This window comes from Bradyrhizobium sp. LTSP857 (assembly GCF_000938285.1).
In the GTDB taxonomy this organism is placed as follows: Bacteria; Pseudomonadota; Alphaproteobacteria; order Rhizobiales; family Xanthobacteraceae; genus Bradyrhizobium.
On record NZ_JYMS01000010.1, the window covers coordinates 13,574 to 27,878 of the forward strand.

Below are 14,305 nucleotides of genomic sequence, written 5' to 3' on the forward strand. Positions count from 1 at the left end.
CCACGGTACCGGGAGTGAACCATGCTGGCTGATCGCATCGAAGCAAAATGGATCGACGCATTCTGCGAGATTTTTGAGCGATGCGCGGTCAAAGCTGGTGATACCGCGGCGATCCTCTCGGAGACCCAATCGCGCGCGTTGAATGTGCATCTGGCGGAGCTTGCCCTGCTGCGCATGGGGGCGCGGCCGTTTCATGTGGTGATGCCGACGCCGCGTAACCGCAACGTCGTGCCGGTTCGCTCGACAGGGGCGAGCGAGGCGATCCAGCGGCTCGGCCCAGTCATCAGCGCGCTCCAGCAGGCCGGCTTTGTGGTGGATTGCACAATCGAGGGCCTGATGCACGCGGTGGAGACGCCTGAGATTTTGAAGGCCGGCGCGCGGATCCTGGTGATTTCCAACGAGCATCCCGAGGCGCTGGAGCGCATGGTGCCGGATCCGGCGCTTGAGAAGCGGGTTCGGGCAGCGGCGAAGATGCTGCGCGGGACCAAGCGGATGCGGGTCACCTCAAAAGCGGGGACCGCGCTCGACGTCGACATGGTCGGAGCTTCGACGGTTGGCGTCTGGGGCTGGACCGACAAGCCCGGAACGCTCGCGCACTGGCCCGGCGGCATCGTCGTCAGCTTTCCCAAGAGCGGCACGATCAACGGGACACTGGTGATGGCGCCCGGCGACATCAACTTGACCTTTAAGCGCTACCTGACGTCGCCAGTGAAGATGACGCTGAAGGACGATTATGTCGTCGAGCTCGACGGCGAGGGCACGGATGCCGCGATGATGCGAGCCTATCTCGCCGCCTGGGGTGACCGTGAAGCCTATGCGGTGTCGCATGTCGGCTTCGGTATGAATCCGGGCGCGCGCTATGAGGCGCTCTCGATGTACGACCAGCGCGATACCAACGGCACTGAGATTCGTGCCGTCTCTGGCAACTTCCTGTTCTCGACCGGCGCGAACGAATTCGCGGGTCGCTACACAGCGGGTCATTTCGACCTGCCGATGATGGGAACGACCATCGAGCTCGATGGTATTGCAGTGGTCCGGGAAGGCGTGCTCCAGGACGTCTTCGGTTAATTGCGGTCGAGCACGGGCGGGCGGGCGAGGTCGAAGTGCCGGAGCAGGTCGACCATGGCCTGTAGCCGCTTGGCGCGATAGGCATCGACGTCGAGGCCCGAATAATCAAGGAAGCCGGCACCGGTTCGCAAGCCGATCCGCCCTTCGTGCATGTTCCGCGAGATTACCTCCGGCGCGCGATAGCGGTCGCTACCCAGGGCGCCTTCGAGATACCGGCTGGCGTAATACAAAATGTCGCCGCCGCCCCAGTCGATGAATTCGAGCAGCCCGAGCACAGCGTAGCGGAAGCCGAAGCCGTAGCGGATCGCCTTGTCAATCTCCTCTGCACTGGCGACGCCTTCCTCGACCATGCGCGCGGCTTCGTTCATCGCCAGTGCCTGGATGCGCGGGACGATGAAACCTGGCGTCGCAGCGCAGACCACCGGCACCTTGCCGATCCCTTCGAGCAGCGCCTTGACCTCGTCGATGATGGCGGGATCTGTGGCCTTGCCGGGCGAGACTTCCACTAATGGGATCAGATAGGCCGGATTGAGCCAGTGCACGTTGAGGAAACGGCGGGGGTTCACGATCGCGCCGGACAGATCGTCGACGAGAATTGTTGATGTCGTCGATGCGATGATCGTGTCCGGCTTCACTTGCCTTGAGGCAGACCCCAGCACCTCGCGCTTGAGTTCGACGACCTCAGGAACGCCCTCAAAGACTATTCCGGCATCGGAAAGCGCTGCCCCGCTGTGGCCGGCGGGCACCACCGAAACGCGCGCGATAAGCGGGTCGACATCGGCTTCGGTCAGCAGCCCTAGGTTCGACAGGCTGGCAAACGTCTTCCTGACCTCGCCGAGAGCGTCGGCCTCCAGTCTGGCGAAGTCTTCTGCGGAACGAGCCTTGATGTCGATCATGGCCACACTGTGCCCCGCATAGGCGAACGCAACGGCGATGCCGCGCCCCATGCGGCCGGCACCGAGGCAGGCGATTTTGGCGCGGGTCGTCATCGGTCAAAATCCCTTGCGAAGGAGCGTCTGCAATTCGGCCTTGCCGAGGTTGCCAAGGCCTAGTGTTTCGAGTGTTCGGCCGCCCTGCGCAAAATCCTCGCCGCAGATCGCGCCGCCGATTGCCAGAAATCCCCTCGCCAGCGGCGTCGCCACACTGGCCATCGCAGCGACAGAGACCAGCAGCGACAGCCCAAGCCGCAGATCCTCCCGCATGTACCGATGCTCGGTCAGTGCGATGCGTTCGCGCCAGTCGCCCGAGTCAGTCAGCCGGTCATGCGAGCCGCGGCCATACATCCATATCTCGCCTTCCCTGGCGTAGTGATGGGCGAGCGGAAAATGTGGCGCATCGTATCCGAGCGCCTCGCGCACCGCGATCCGCTCGGCGTCGAGCGCATCGGTGACCCGGCGGATCGCGGCTTGCGTGCCTTCCTTGTGAATGTCCCACCGCTCGAAATGCTCGATCGGGCCGGCGTTCATCACGATCAGCGGCGGATGGATAACGGGCCCAGCATTCATCAGCGCGCCGGAGAGGGCATCTCCGCACGGCTCGATCACGTCCGGAAAAGCGCGTCCGATGACTTCGAGTGCGTGCGGTGCCTGGTCGAGCGGGAACACGCCGACGGGCAACCGCTTGGCGCGGATGGTGATCGCGACCTCGAACGGTCCGTGCTTGCGGGCCAGCCAGGGCAGTGTGCCGGTTTCGGCAAAGCTTGCTTTGGCGTGATTGCCGGCATCCCGTGCCGCCTGCGCGAAGATCATGGAGCCAAATGTAGCCGGCGGCAGAAACACGACCTGGCCGTCCCGCAGATGCGGGGCAAGAAGGCGGGCGATGTCCGGCTGCGCAAAGGCGGGCGCAGGGCACAGGATGAGTTCGACGTCGCTGACAGCTTCAGCAATGTCGGTCGTGACCAGCGCGAGCTTGATGTCGTGCTGGCCATTATGGTCCTTGACCAGGATCCGCGAGCCGGCAGCGCGATGCGCGGCCGCTTGATCCGCGTCGCGGCGCCAGATCCGGACCTCATGCCCTGACTGCGCAAAATCGCCTGCGGCCGCGAAAGAGCCGTTTCCCCCACCCAGTACCGCAATCTTCAAGATGCTTCTCCATAGCCGCGCGACTGCGCATCAAGTTGCTTCAGCACGAAATGCTGGACCTTGCCGAGCGCTGTGCGCGGCAGGTCGGTGACGAAAACCATGTCGCGCGGAACCTTGTAGCGGGCAAGCTGAGCCTGAAGGTGTGCCCTCAGTTCGTCCGCCTCAAGCCGGCAGCCGGATCGCCGGATGACATAGGCGACCGGGACCTCGTCCCAGCGCGGGTCCGGCCTGCCGATCACGGCGCACTCGCTGACGTCGGGATGTTCGAGCAAGACACGTTCGACTTCGGCCGGATAGATGTTCTCGCCACCGGAAATGATCAAGTTCTTCTTGCGGTCGCGGACCCAGAAATAGCCTTCGGTGTCGCGCAGGCCGATATCGCCGGTGCGATACCAGTCGTCGCACAGCGCGTCGCGCGTGGCCTCTTCATTGCCCCAATATTCGAAGAATATGTTGGGGCCGCGCAGGGCTATCTCGCCGGGCGTGCCCGGCGGCACCTCGGCGCCTGCCTGATCGATCACCTTGGCTTCGCAGCACAGGCCAGCAAGACCGGTCGATCCAACACGCGAAAGATCGCCGCCGAGCCGCGTGTACACCGCGATGGGGCAAGTTTCGGTCGAACCGTACACTTGGAGAACGGGAACATCGCGTGCGACAAAGCGATCGATCAGATGCAGCGGCACGATAGTCGAGCCGGTGGCGACGGCCTTCAGCGACGAAAGATCGGTCTTCGCCCAGGCGGGATGCTCGCTCACGGCCTGGATGATCGCGGGCACCATCACCGTCAGTGTCGGCCGCTCTTGCTCAATGGCTGCGAGCGCCATGTCCGGCGCGAAACGGGCGTGGATCGTGACGGTCGCGCCCAGCTGGAGCGCCGGGGTGGTCTGGATGTTGAGGCCGCCGACATGAAAGAACGGCAGCACCGTCAGCACATGATCGTCGGACGTCATGTTGTGCATGTGCTGGCTCATGACGCCGTTCCAGAACAGCGCTTCCTGGCGCAACACCGCGCCTTTTGGTCGTCCGGTCGTTCCAGACGTGTAGACGATGAGGAGCGGGCAGGAGAGGTCGGTGTGCGGGTTGCGGCCGTTGCCGTCGCCCTGCGTTAGCAGGCTTTCGAAGGTCGTGCCGCGAGGCGGTGTGAAGTCGAGGCCGACAACGGATGGCCCCGGCGCACTTCGCGCCAGTTCGGGAAGAACTGCCTCAAATGCTTGTTCGAGCACCAAAACCTTGGCGCCAGCATCCGAGAGAATAAAGAGCTGTTCGGCGACGGCAAGCCGCCAATTCAAGGGCACAAGCATCGCGCCGAGCCGCGCGCATGCGTAGAGCAGAACGAGATAGTCCGGCCGGTTCAGGCTGAGGATCGCGACGCGGTCGCCTCGGCCGACGCCAAGCTCGTGCTTCAAGGCCGTTGCCGTCCGCTCGATGCGTGCCGCGAACGCCGCGTAGCTCAGCCGCTCCCCTTCGAAGGCGATGGCCGTCTTGTCTGGCGAAAACGCCGCGTTGCGATCGATCAGACTACAGAGGTCCACCGTCAGTCGTCCGTTTCGCCGGCCTCGTACAGCGCCTCGCGGCCGATCCGATCGAGGCAGAGCTCGGCCGTCCACGGCAGCATCAGCGAGCCGCAGCGGCTGTCGCGATAGATTCGCTCCAGCGGCAGCGATCGGAGCATGGCCTGGCCGCCGCAAGTGCGGATCGCGAGCGCCGCGAGCTCGTTGGCGCCTTCCATCACCGAATATTGCGCGGCGTAAGCGCGCAGCACCTGCTCCTTGCTCGGATTGGCGCGCGCCTCGGTGACGGCCTGAAACCAGATTGCCTTGACCTGCTCGAGCTTGATCTGCATCTGCGCGACCGCAATCTGCTTGGTCGGATACATTCTGCGCTTGACCGGCGGCATGCCTGGCGCCTCGCCGCGCAGATAGCGCACCGTGAAATCATAGGCCGCCTGCGCCAGGCCCATATAGGTCGGCGACAGCGTCAGGAACATATGCGGCCAGCGCATCGCGGCCTGAAAATAGACGCCGCGCGGCATCAAGGCAGAATCGTCCGGTACGAATACGTCCTTGAACAGCAGCGTCCGCGAGACCGTCCCGCGCATGCCGAGCGGATCCCAGTCGCCGACGACGGAGACGCCCTGCGATTTGGCGGGAATCGCCAGGTAGAGCGTGTTGCGGCGCGAGGCCTTCCCCCCTTCTTCGATCTCGGTGCAGAGCACGCCGTAATAATCGGCATGGCCGGAGAGCGACGCAAAGATCTTCTTGCCGTTGACGATCCAGCCGCCTTCCACGGGCTTTGCTTCCGTGCCAAAGGCGACGCCACCCGCCGCTGCCGCACCGCCTTCGGAGAAGGGCTGCGAATAGATCGCGCCGTCCTCGACGATGCGCTTGTAGTGGACTGCGCGCCGCTGCTCGTGCTCCGCCCGAGTCTCGGCGTCCATATCGAGATCATCGGCAAGGGGGCCCGACCACAGCGTCGAGCAGACGTGCATGTTCCAGGTCAGCGCAGTCGCGCCGCAATAGCGGCCGATCTCGGCCGCCGCCAAAGCGTAGGTCTGATAGTTCGCGCCGAGACCACCGTGTTTCTTGGGCACTGCAATGCCGAGCAGGCCGACGCGGTGCAGGTCGCGATAGTTCTCAGTCGGGAAAATCGCTTCGCGATCGTAGGTCGCGGCGCGGCCGGCGAACACGCTCTGCCCGATCTCGCGCGCCCGCGCGATAATGGCCGCCTGCTCGTCGCTCAGGCGGAATGCGGCGGGATCGAAGATCGGGGCATCGAGTGCGACCTTGTCGCCGGCGCCAATGGTTTTGCTGACTTGCATGGTCATTGCGCAGTCACCCGGATTTTGCAGTGACGGAGTCGAGGAACCCGCCGAGAGCGTCATCGAAGGCATGCGGACGTTCCAGGTTTGCGAGATGGCCGACGCCGGCGAGCTCGACATACTCTGCGGAAGGAATGTACGTCGCGGTCTTCGCCATCATGGGGGCAGGCGCATTGTTGTCCTTGGAGCCGGACAGCAGCAGTGTCGGTACGGAGATGTCCTTCAGTGTGCTGCGCTGATCGAACCCGATCAACGCCAGCATCATGGCGCGATAGCTTGCCTCTGGCACGCTGGCCATGCACTCGCGCGCAAGCTCCATCCCTTTTGGATCGGGATCCTCGCCGACGAGCTCCTTCACCAGGGACGGCGCCAGCGACTTCATCGTCTCCCCGCGGTCAAGCGGCCCAAGCCGCGCTGCGATGAACGATTTCTGCCAGTCGCCGTCGGCCTTGCCGAAGGCGGGGCTGGTCTGAGCCAACACCACGGCGCGCGCCAATTTGGGAGACTGAACCAGTAATTTCTGGACGATCATGCCGCCGATCGAATGGCCCACCAGAATGGGATTCGCCGCACCGATCTGTGCGATGAATTGCTGGAGCGCATCCGCTAGGGCAGGGATGCTGACGGTGGCAAGCGGTGCCGATCCGCCATAGCCCGGCATATCCCACGCGATCGCGTGGAAGCGATCGCCGAACGTGGCGAGCTGTTGCCGCCAGGCCCGCGCCGCGCCGCCGATGCCATGCAGGAATATCAGAGGTGTCGCGTCCGGGAGGCCCGCCGCTTCGTAGGCGAAGCGCCCATCCTTTGTTATCATCGGCGCGGGTTGCGACACGCGACATCCTTTTGCTCGGCCCCCGGGATGCTAACAGGCCTGCGGGCGATGGGAAGAGATAATTTTATACTTAAAGCAATTTTCGGGCCGCCCCCGGGTGCGTAGCCGTTCGCGGCTTTGAGGACGCTTCGTTGCAAAAGCTTGAAGTTTAAAATATATCGGAGCCTAGGCCAGCAGCTATGTCAGGGAGCCACAGCATGACCGGATTGCCGCATTCGCCGCACGCGCTGGTAACTGGTGGCGGCCGCGGCATCGGCCGCGCGATTGCTGCGGCTCTCGTTGGCGCTGGTGCCACTGTTACGGTGCTTGGACGGAATGCCGCAACTCTTGAAGAGGCGGTGAGCGCGGGAGCTGCGCATTTCGCGGCCGTTGCCGACGTTTCGGACGAAGCTGCGTTGAAAGTCGCGATCACTGAAGCACATGCGCGAAAGCCGATCGATATCTTGATTGCCAATGCCGGCAGCGCCGAGTCTGCGCCATTCTCGAAGTCCGACAGCGCACTGTTTGCGCGCATGATGGACGTCAATTTCATGGGCGTGGTCCACGCCATCCACGGTGTGCTGCCTGGGATGAAGGGGCGTCCTTATGGGCGCATCGTCGCGATTGCGTCGACGGCCGGGCTGAAGGGCTATGCCTATGTGAGCGCGTATACGGCCGCAAAGCACGCGGTGGTCGGTCTCGTGCGTTCGCTTGCTATCGAAATGGCCCGTAGCAATGTAACCGTCAATGCCGTGTGTCCCGGCTTCACCGATACCGATCTGGTCGCCGGCAGCATCGAGAATATCATGAAGAAGACCGACCGGAGCCGCGAGCAGGCAATCGCTGAGCTCGCAAAGCACAATCCGCAGGGACGGCTGATCACGCCGCAGGAAGTGGCAGACGCCGTCCTTTGGTTGTGCGGCGAAGGCGCGGGCGCGATCACCGGCCAGGCGATCGCCGTTGCCGGCGGCGAAATCTAGCGGCTCGGAACAAAGAAAAGGACATCGCATGAGCAGACCAGCCAATCCCGTGACCGTGCCGCTCGCGGACTATTCGCCGCAACATTTCCTGCTGGCCGTGGTCGACGGTGTTGCCACCGTAACGCTCAATCGCCCCGAACGGAAAAATCCGCTGACCTTCGAGAGCTATCGGGAGCTGACCGACTTCTTCCGCGCCTGCGCGTTCGACGACGCGGTCAAGTGCATCGTCGTCACCGGCGCAGGCGGCAATTTCTCATCCGGCGGCGATGTGTTCGAGATCATTGGGCCGCTCGTGAAGATGGACACCAAGGGGCTGACCGCCTTCACGCGGATGACCGGTGACCTCGTCAAGGCGATGCGTGCCTGCCCGCAGCCGATCGTGGCCGCCGTCGAGGGCATCTGCGCCGGAGCGGGTGCGATCGTTGCCATGGCGTCGGACATGCGGCTCGCCGCGAGCGGGGCCAAGGTCGCCTTCCTGTTCAACAAGGTAGGCCTTGCCGGCTGCGATATGGGTGCCTGTGCGATCCTGCCGCGGATCATTGGACAGTCCCGCGCCTCCGAGCTGCTCTATACCGGCCGGTTCATGACCGAGGAGGAGGGCGAGCGCTGGGGCTTCTTCAGCCGCATCGTGACGCCGGAGCAGGTGCTGCCCCAGGCACAGCTGCTGGCCAAGCAGATCGCGGAAGGACCGACCTTCGGCAACACCATGACCAAGCGGATGCTGGCCATGGAATGGGCGATGTCGATCGAAGAGGCGATCGAGGCGGAAGCCATTGCTCAGGCGCTGTGCATGACGACGGCGGATTTCGCGCGCGCTTTCGAAGCCTTCGCCAACAAGGTCAAGCCGGTCTTTAGGGGCGACTGAACCGACAATTTTCGCCGCCACGGAGCCGAGAATTAAGGCTAAGCCCAAGACGCGGGCCTAGCTCAAGGCGGAGGCGACAAAGCCGCTTGCGGCCGAGTAACCGGCCGTGCGACGTTAACCCCATTGCCTGGTGTGTATCGAGTGGAGTTAGGGCGATGAAAGCGATTATCGTCGGTGGCGGCATCGGTGGTCTCACCACGGCGTTGATGCTGCGGGCCCGCGGCATCGGTTGCGAGATTTTCGAGCAGGCCGATACCATTCGCGAACTCGGCGTCGGCATTAACACGCTGCCGCATGCTATGCGCGAACTCGCGGGTCTTGGCCTGTTGCAGAAGCTTGACGACGTCGCAATCCGCACCGACCAGCTCTATTATCTCAACCGCCATGGCCAGGAGGTCTGGCGCGAAGCCCGCGGCGTCGACGCGGGCCACGACGTGCCGCAATTCTCGATTCACCGAGGTCGCCTTCAGGGCGTCATTCACCGCGCTGTCGAAGAGCGGCTCGGGCTTGAGTCGATCCACACGGGTTGCCGGCTCGGTGCGTTCACCCAGGATGAAGGCGGTGTCACGGCCTATTTCTTCGATCGTGCCGGCGTACACATCCATACCGCGCGTGGCGATATCCTGATTGGCGCTGACGGCATCCATTCTCGGGTCCGCGACACGCTGTTCCCGAACGAGGGCCCGCCGTGTTGGAACGGCCTGATGTTGTGGCGTGGTGCGCGCGACTGGCCGCTGTTCCTCACTGGCAAGTCGATGATCGTGGCGGGCGGCCTCAATGCCAAAGTCGTTGTCTATCCGATTGCGGAGGGATCTAGCCCCGCGAGCCGTCTGACCAATTGGGCCGTGCTGGTGAAAGTGGGCGAGGGCAATGCCTCGCCGCCGCGCAAGGAGGATTGGTCGCGACCGGGCCGGCGCGAAGAGTTGATGCCGCATGTCGCGCGCTTCTCCGTGCCCTATATCGACGTGAAGAGTCTGATCTCGGCCACACCGGAATTCTACGAATATCCGACCTGTGACCGCGATCCGTTGCCCTATTGGTCGTCGGGGCGTGTCACGCTGCTCGGCGATGCCGCGCATCCGATGTATCCGGTCGGCTCGAACGGCGCCTCGCAGGCGATCCTCGATGCGCGCTGCCTTGCGGATGCGCTGGTGCGCGCCGAGCATCCGCGTCAGGCGCTGGTCGAATATGAGAAGAAGCGGCTGCCGATGACCGCGGACATCGTCCGCTCCAACCGGCGTGGCGGCCCCGAGGGCGTCATTGATGCCGTCGAGCAGCTTGCGCCCGACGGCTTCGACAATGTCGACAACGTGCTGAGCTATTCGCAGCGCGAGGCCATCGTACGCGGCTATGCCACCAAGGCCGGTTTTGCCGCAGTGCCTGGGCTCGCCGCAGTGCGAGCCTGATGCTTAGCCGGGCGGTGGTGGCAGGAAGTGGATGTTGTACTCGGCGGCCATCGCCACCACGTCCTCCGGCTTCTGCTCCTTCATGTTGTGAAGGCCCCAGAACAAGTCGAACAGCTTGCGGGTCGGGGAGACCCAGAACAGCACCTTCGCGGTCTGCTCCGACTTGTTGAAGATGCCGTGCGGTACGCCCATGCCGAGACGGATCAGATCGCCAGCGGTCGCCTGTGACTCGGAATTGCCGAGCATGAAATCGAGTTTGCCCTCCAGCATGTAGAGATACTCATCCTGGTCGGGATGAATGTGCGGCGGCACGAAGGTGCCCGGCGGCAGCGTCGCGTGCCAGGAGAAGCTGTGCTCGGTGTTGCTCTTCGGCACATAGGTCTGGCCGAGGATGTTCCAGGAAATGCCCTGGATCCCCTCATTCGCCCGCGTGATGCCGGTGATTTCGCTCTTCATTGCAGTCCTCCCTTAACGCGACGCGCGGCTTTAGTTCGCCGCCTTGCAGTCCTTGGCATAGCGATCGCCGTAGTTCTCAAACACCTTTTGCACGATCTCGGTCTGGAATTTTCCGTCCGGACGTTTGGCGACCTTGGTCAGGTAAAAGTCCTGGATCGGATAGCCATTGGTGTTGAACTTGAAGGCGCCGCGCAGCGAGGTGAAATCGGCCTTCTTCAGAGCGGCTGCAACGGCGTCCTTGTTGGAGAGCTCGCCCTTCACGGTCTTGACCGCGCTGTCGATCAGCATCGCTGCATCATAGGCCTGGAAGGCATAGGTGCCGGGCACGCCGTTATAGGCGGCCTCATAGGCGGCGACGAACTTCTTGTTCTGGGGATTGTCGAGATTGGGCGCCCAGTTGGCGCCTCCGAACATGCCGACCGCGGCGTCCTGCTGCGCGGGCAGTGTTGATTCATCGACGGTGAAAGCCGAGAGCACCGGAATGCTGTCGGCGAGGCCGGCCTGCTTGTACTGCTTGACGAGATTGACGCCGAGCCCGCCCGGCATAAAGGTGAAGAGCGCATCGGGCTTCTGCGATGAAATCTTGGAGAGCTCCGGTTGGAAGTCCAGCGTGTTCAGGGGCATGTAGGATTCTTCGACGATCTCGCCCTTATAGTCGAGCTTGAAGCCGGCGACCGAATCCTTGCCGGCTTGATAGTTCGGCACCATCAGGTACATGCGCTTGTAGCCCCGATCCTGCGCCACCTTGCCGAGGATCTCGTGGACCTGATCGTTCTGATACGACGTCACATAGAAGAACGGGTTGCAGTCCTTGCCGGCGAAGGTCGACGGGCCGGCATTGGGGCTGATCAGAAAGGTCTTCGATTCCGTGACCGGCCGATGGATGGCCTGGAGGATGTTGGAGAAGATCGGGCCGACCACGAAGTCGACCTTGTCGCGCTCCAGGAGGCCCTTGACCTTGGTTACCGCCGCATCCGGCTTCAGTTCGTCGTCGACCACAACGACCTCGACGTCGCGGCCGCCCATCTTGCCGCCGAGATCCTTCACGGCGAGCGCAAAGCCGTCGCGGACCTGCTGGCCAAGCGCGGCGGCGGGCCCCGACAGGGTCACGATCACACCCAGCTTGATCTTCTCCTGGGCGAGGGCCGGGTTCACCGTGGTGCCGAGCAGCAAGGCCGCCGCGGCCAAGGTCAATTGCGTTCTCATGGTCTGTCCCCCGTGACTACCGGGCTTGCGCCGCAAGCCGCGTACTCCAATTCAAGCTTATGCCGATGATGGCTGCCGCGGCAAGCAAGGCCGTGCGCATCGCGTCATCGCCGGCGACGTTCATGCAAGCGGCGCGCCAATTGCTTGAAGCTTAAAGAAATTGGCGTGCTGTCGATTGTTGCAGCTTTAGGCTTGCAGCCCGCGCGAATTTATTTGAAGCTCAAAATGTTAGGGAATCCGGCCGGCGCCAATGCCGGCCGCCAGTGACTGCATCAAGATGCTCGATTCCGAGACCAAGGCCGTCGAGACGCCCGAGGACCATGCCGAAGAGCTTCGGCTGTGGCTGCGCCTGTTGACCTGCACGACCCTGATCGAGGGCGAAGTCCGCGGCCGGCTGCGGCAACGCTTCGATGTCACGCTGCCCCGTTTCGATCTGATGGCGCAGCTCGACAAGGCGCCCGACGGGATGACGCTGTCCGACGTCTCCAAGCGCATGATGGTGTCGAACGGCAACGTCACTGGCCTCGTCGAGCGGCTGGTGGAATCCGGCCATCTCGATCGTCGCACATCGGAGACGGACCGCCGGGTCCAGGTGATCCGGCTCACAAAACTCGGGCGTGCCGAGTTTCGCAGGATGGCCGCGGAACACGAGACCTGGATCGCCGCTCTCTTCGCCGACCTGACGCCGAAGGATGTGCGCGAGCTGATGCGGCTCCTGGCCAAGACCAAGGCGTCGGCGCAGAAATCAGCTGCGCGCCGCCGGCCTTAAGGCCGCAAGCGGGACGCCCGCCAATCCCCCTTGCCCCAGGAAAAAGCATGGGATGCCCAAAATCCGCTATTGCGCAAAATTGCTTTAAGCCTAAAATGATTTCCAGATAGTGCTGCCGGGTGCTTTCCATGCGCAAAGGAGCGTGCGATGGCCAACGCCGCGAAGGCTGAAGTGTCGGGTTCGTATGACGGCAATGCTGCGACGGCCCATGTCGATACATTCGCGCGGCAGCATCTGCCGCCACCTGAGCTTTGGCCAGAGTTCATCTTCACACGGCCGGAGTTGCACTATCCGCCACGACTGAACTGCGTCAGCTATTTCGTCGATCGCTGGGTCGAACAGGGCCATGGCGATGCCCCTTGTGTCATCAGTCCCGCCGTCAGCTACACTTATCGCGAGCTGCAAGCGCTGGTGAATCGCATCGCCAATGTGCTGGTCGGCCAGCTGGGTCTCGTGACTGGCGGGCGCGTGCTGCTGCGCTCCGCCAACAGCCCGATGATGGTTGCGACCTATCTCGCGGTGATCAAGGCCGGTGGTATTTGCGTGGCGACGATGCCATTGCTGCGCGCCAAGGAGCTGTCCTATCCGATCCAGAAGGCGGAGATCACGCTCGCGCTCTGCGACGGAAAACTCTCCGACGAGATGGAGAAGGCGAAGGCGGCAGCACCCGGTCTCAAGCATGTCGTCTATTGGGGCAATGGCGCGGCCGACTCACTTGAGGCGCTCATCGCTGACGCAAGTCCTGAGTTCACGGCAGTTGATGCCGCCTCCGACGACATCTGCCTGATCGCCTTCACGTCTGGCACGACCGGCGATCCCAAGGGCACCATGCATTTCCACCGCGACATGCTGGCGGTGTGTGACGGCTATGCACGCAACATCCTGCGCGCCGAGCAGAAGGATCGCTTCGTCGGCTCCGCGCCGCTCGCCTTCACCTTCGGCTTCGGTGGCGTGCTGTTCCCGATGCATATCGGCGCGTCCTTCGTCGTTCTGGAGAAGACGACGCCCGACGAAATTCTGAACGCAATCGAACAATACAAGACCACAGTCTGCTTCACCGCGCCGACGGCATATCGGGCCATGATCGGCAAGCTTCCTGGCCGCGATATTTCCTCGCTCCGGAAGTGCGTCTCCGCGGGCGAGACGCTGCCCAAGCCGACATTCGATGCTTGGCTCAAGGCGACCGGCATCAAGCTGATGGACGGCATCGGGTCGACCGAGTTGCTGCACATCTTCATCAGCGCGACTGAAGACGAGATTCGGCCTGGGGCGACCGGCAAGCCTGTTCCAGGCTATGAGGCAAAGATTGTCGATGATTCCGGCAACGACGTGCCGCCGGGCACGATGGGCTATCTCGCGGTGCGCGGGCCGACCGGCTGCCGTTATCTCGCCGACGAGCGTCAGCGCAAATACGTCCAGAATGGCTGGAACGTCACTGGCGACACTTACCTGATGGATAGCGATGGCTATTTCTGGTACCAGTCACGCTCCGACGACATGATCGTGTCGGCCGGGTACAACATCGCAGGCACCGATGTCGAGGTCGCGCTGCTCACGCATCCCGCTGTCGCCGAGTGCGGCGTCGTCGGTGCGCCGGACGAGGCGCGCGGGATGATCGTGAAGGCCTATGTCATCGCTGCACCCGGAGTGATGCCGGACGCCCAGCTCGCGGCCGAATTGCAGGAGCACGTCAAACGCGAGATTGCGCCTTACAAATATCCGCGCGCGATTGAGTTTGTGGCACAACTGCCGAAGACCGAGACCGGGAAGTTGAAGCGCTTTGCCTTGCGGCAATTGGCGCAGGCCGCAGTGACGTCATCGGGCGTCGCGGCAAAATGAGAAAAG

13 protein-coding genes are annotated in these 14,305 nt (G+C 63.2%); 6 read left to right on the forward strand and 7 right to left on the reverse strand.

The genetic code is table 11. From position 1 onward, the window contains the following. Positions 1-21 precede the first annotated feature (21 nt). Positions 22-1,068 (forward strand): 2,5-dihydroxypyridine 5,6-dioxygenase NicX family protein, encoded by a 1,047-nt coding sequence (locus tag UP06_RS05830; protein ID WP_045001314.1) that lies wholly within the window; start codon positions 22-24, stop codon positions 1,066-1,068. On the opposite strand, the gene UP06_RS05835 is transcribed toward UP06_RS05830, so the two are convergent. The 5 genes from UP06_RS05835 to UP06_RS05855 are packed head-to-tail and all read right to left on the reverse strand — an operon-like array spanning position 1,065 to position 6,799. Beyond that, a complete protein-coding gene (locus UP06_RS05835; protein ID WP_045001315.1) occupies positions 1,065-2,057 on the reverse strand; it encodes a 3-hydroxybutyryl-CoA dehydrogenase in 993 nt (330 codons plus the stop codon). The genes UP06_RS05830 and UP06_RS05835 overlap by 4 nt on opposite strands. A 3-nt stretch (positions 2,058-2,060) precedes the next feature. Next, positions 2,061-3,149 (reverse strand): NAD/NADP octopine/nopaline dehydrogenase family protein, encoded by a 1,089-nt coding sequence (locus tag UP06_RS05840; RefSeq protein ID WP_045001317.1) that lies wholly within the window; start codon positions 3,147-3,149, stop codon positions 2,061-2,063. Beyond that, positions 3,146-4,681 carry a class I adenylate-forming enzyme family protein gene (locus UP06_RS05845; protein WP_045001318.1) on the reverse strand — a complete coding sequence of 512 codons (1,536 nt, stop codon included), beginning with the start codon at positions 4,679-4,681 and terminating at the stop codon, positions 3,146-3,148. The genes UP06_RS05840 and UP06_RS05845 overlap by 4 nt, the downstream gene beginning before the upstream one ends. Before the next feature lie 2 nt (positions 4,682-4,683). Next, positions 4,684-5,973 (reverse strand): acyl-CoA dehydrogenase family protein, encoded by a 1,290-nt coding sequence (locus UP06_RS05850; protein WP_045001320.1) that lies wholly within the window; start codon positions 5,971-5,973, stop codon positions 4,684-4,686. 7 nt (positions 5,974-5,980) lie between these two features. Continuing rightward, on the reverse strand, positions 5,981-6,799 hold the full coding sequence (locus tag UP06_RS05855; RefSeq protein WP_045001321.1) for an alpha/beta fold hydrolase: 819 nt from the start codon (positions 6,797-6,799) through the stop codon (positions 5,981-5,983). A 197-nt stretch (positions 6,800-6,996) separates the two neighbouring features. Between UP06_RS05855 and UP06_RS05860 the strand changes: the two genes are divergently transcribed. From UP06_RS05860 to UP06_RS05870, 3 genes are all read left to right on the forward strand, one after another. Beyond that, entirely contained in the window at positions 6,997-7,758 is a 762-nt protein-coding gene (locus UP06_RS05860) for an SDR family NAD(P)-dependent oxidoreductase (RefSeq protein WP_045001323.1), read from the forward strand. 28 nt (positions 7,759-7,786) lie between these two features. Next, positions 7,787-8,623, forward strand: coding sequence for an enoyl-CoA hydratase family protein (locus UP06_RS05865; RefSeq protein WP_045001325.1), 837 nt, complete (start codon positions 7,787-7,789; stop codon positions 8,621-8,623). 155 nt (positions 8,624-8,778) lie between these two features. Beyond that, positions 8,779-10,029, forward strand: a complete 1,251-nt coding sequence (locus UP06_RS05870) for a flavin-dependent oxidoreductase (RefSeq protein ID WP_045001327.1) — start codon at positions 8,779-8,781, stop codon at positions 10,027-10,029. Positions 10,030-10,032: 3 nt separating this feature from the next. Here the strand turns inward: UP06_RS05870 and UP06_RS05875 are convergent, their stop codons facing one another. Next, positions 10,033-10,485, reverse strand: coding sequence for a cupin domain-containing protein (locus UP06_RS05875; protein WP_045001331.1), 453 nt, complete (start codon positions 10,483-10,485; stop codon positions 10,033-10,035). 30 nt (positions 10,486-10,515) lie between these two features. Further along, positions 10,516-11,691, reverse strand: a complete 1,176-nt coding sequence (locus UP06_RS05880) for an ABC transporter substrate-binding protein (protein WP_045001332.1) — start codon at positions 11,689-11,691, stop codon at positions 10,516-10,518. 250 nt (positions 11,692-11,941) lie between these two features. On the opposite strand from UP06_RS05880, the gene UP06_RS05885 reads away from it, so the two are divergent. Both UP06_RS05885 and UP06_RS05890 read left to right on the forward strand, forming a co-directional pair. Continuing rightward, a complete protein-coding gene (locus UP06_RS05885) occupies positions 11,942-12,460 on the forward strand; it encodes a MarR family winged helix-turn-helix transcriptional regulator (RefSeq protein ID WP_045001333.1) in 519 nt (172 codons plus the stop codon). 147 nt (positions 12,461-12,607) lie between these two features. Continuing rightward, complete coding sequence (locus UP06_RS05890) at positions 12,608-14,299, forward strand: benzoate-CoA ligase family protein (RefSeq protein WP_045001334.1); 1,692 nt, start codon at positions 12,608-12,610, stop codon at positions 14,297-14,299. The last annotated feature ends 6 nt before the right edge of the window (positions 14,300-14,305 follow it).

What these genes read in the sequence shown, in the direction of transcription:
- UP06_RS05830 (WP_045001314.1), top strand. Translation starts at nt 22, where the DNA reads ATGCTGGCTGATCGCATCGAAGCAAAATGGATCGACGCATTCTGCGAG.
- UP06_RS05835 (WP_045001315.1), bottom strand. Translation starts at nt 2,057, where the DNA reads ATGACGACCCGCGCCAAAATCGCCTGCCTCGGTGCCGGCCGCATGGGG.
- UP06_RS05850 (WP_045001320.1), bottom strand. Translation starts at nt 5,973, where the DNA reads ATGACCATGCAAGTCAGCAAAACCATTGGCGCCGGCGACAAGGTCGCA.
- UP06_RS05860 (WP_045001323.1), top strand. Translation starts at nt 6,997, where the DNA reads ATGACCGGATTGCCGCATTCGCCGCACGCGCTGGTAACTGGTGGCGGC.
- UP06_RS05865 (WP_045001325.1), top strand. Translation starts at nt 7,787, where the DNA reads ATGAGCAGACCAGCCAATCCCGTGACCGTGCCGCTCGCGGACTATTCG.
- UP06_RS05870 (WP_045001327.1), top strand. Translation starts at nt 8,779, where the DNA reads ATGAAAGCGATTATCGTCGGTGGCGGCATCGGTGGTCTCACCACGGCG.
- UP06_RS05875 (WP_045001331.1), bottom strand. Translation starts at nt 10,485, where the DNA reads ATGAAGAGCGAAATCACCGGCATCACGCGGGCGAATGAGGGGATCCAG.
- UP06_RS05880 (WP_045001332.1), bottom strand. Translation starts at nt 11,691, where the DNA reads ATGAGAACGCAATTGACCTTGGCCGCGGCGGCCTTGCTGCTCGGCACC.
- UP06_RS05885 (WP_045001333.1), top strand. Translation starts at nt 11,942, where the DNA reads ATGCCGGCCGCCAGTGACTGCATCAAGATGCTCGATTCCGAGACCAAG.
- UP06_RS05890 (WP_045001334.1), top strand. Translation starts at nt 12,608, where the DNA reads ATGGCCAACGCCGCGAAGGCTGAAGTGTCGGGTTCGTATGACGGCAAT.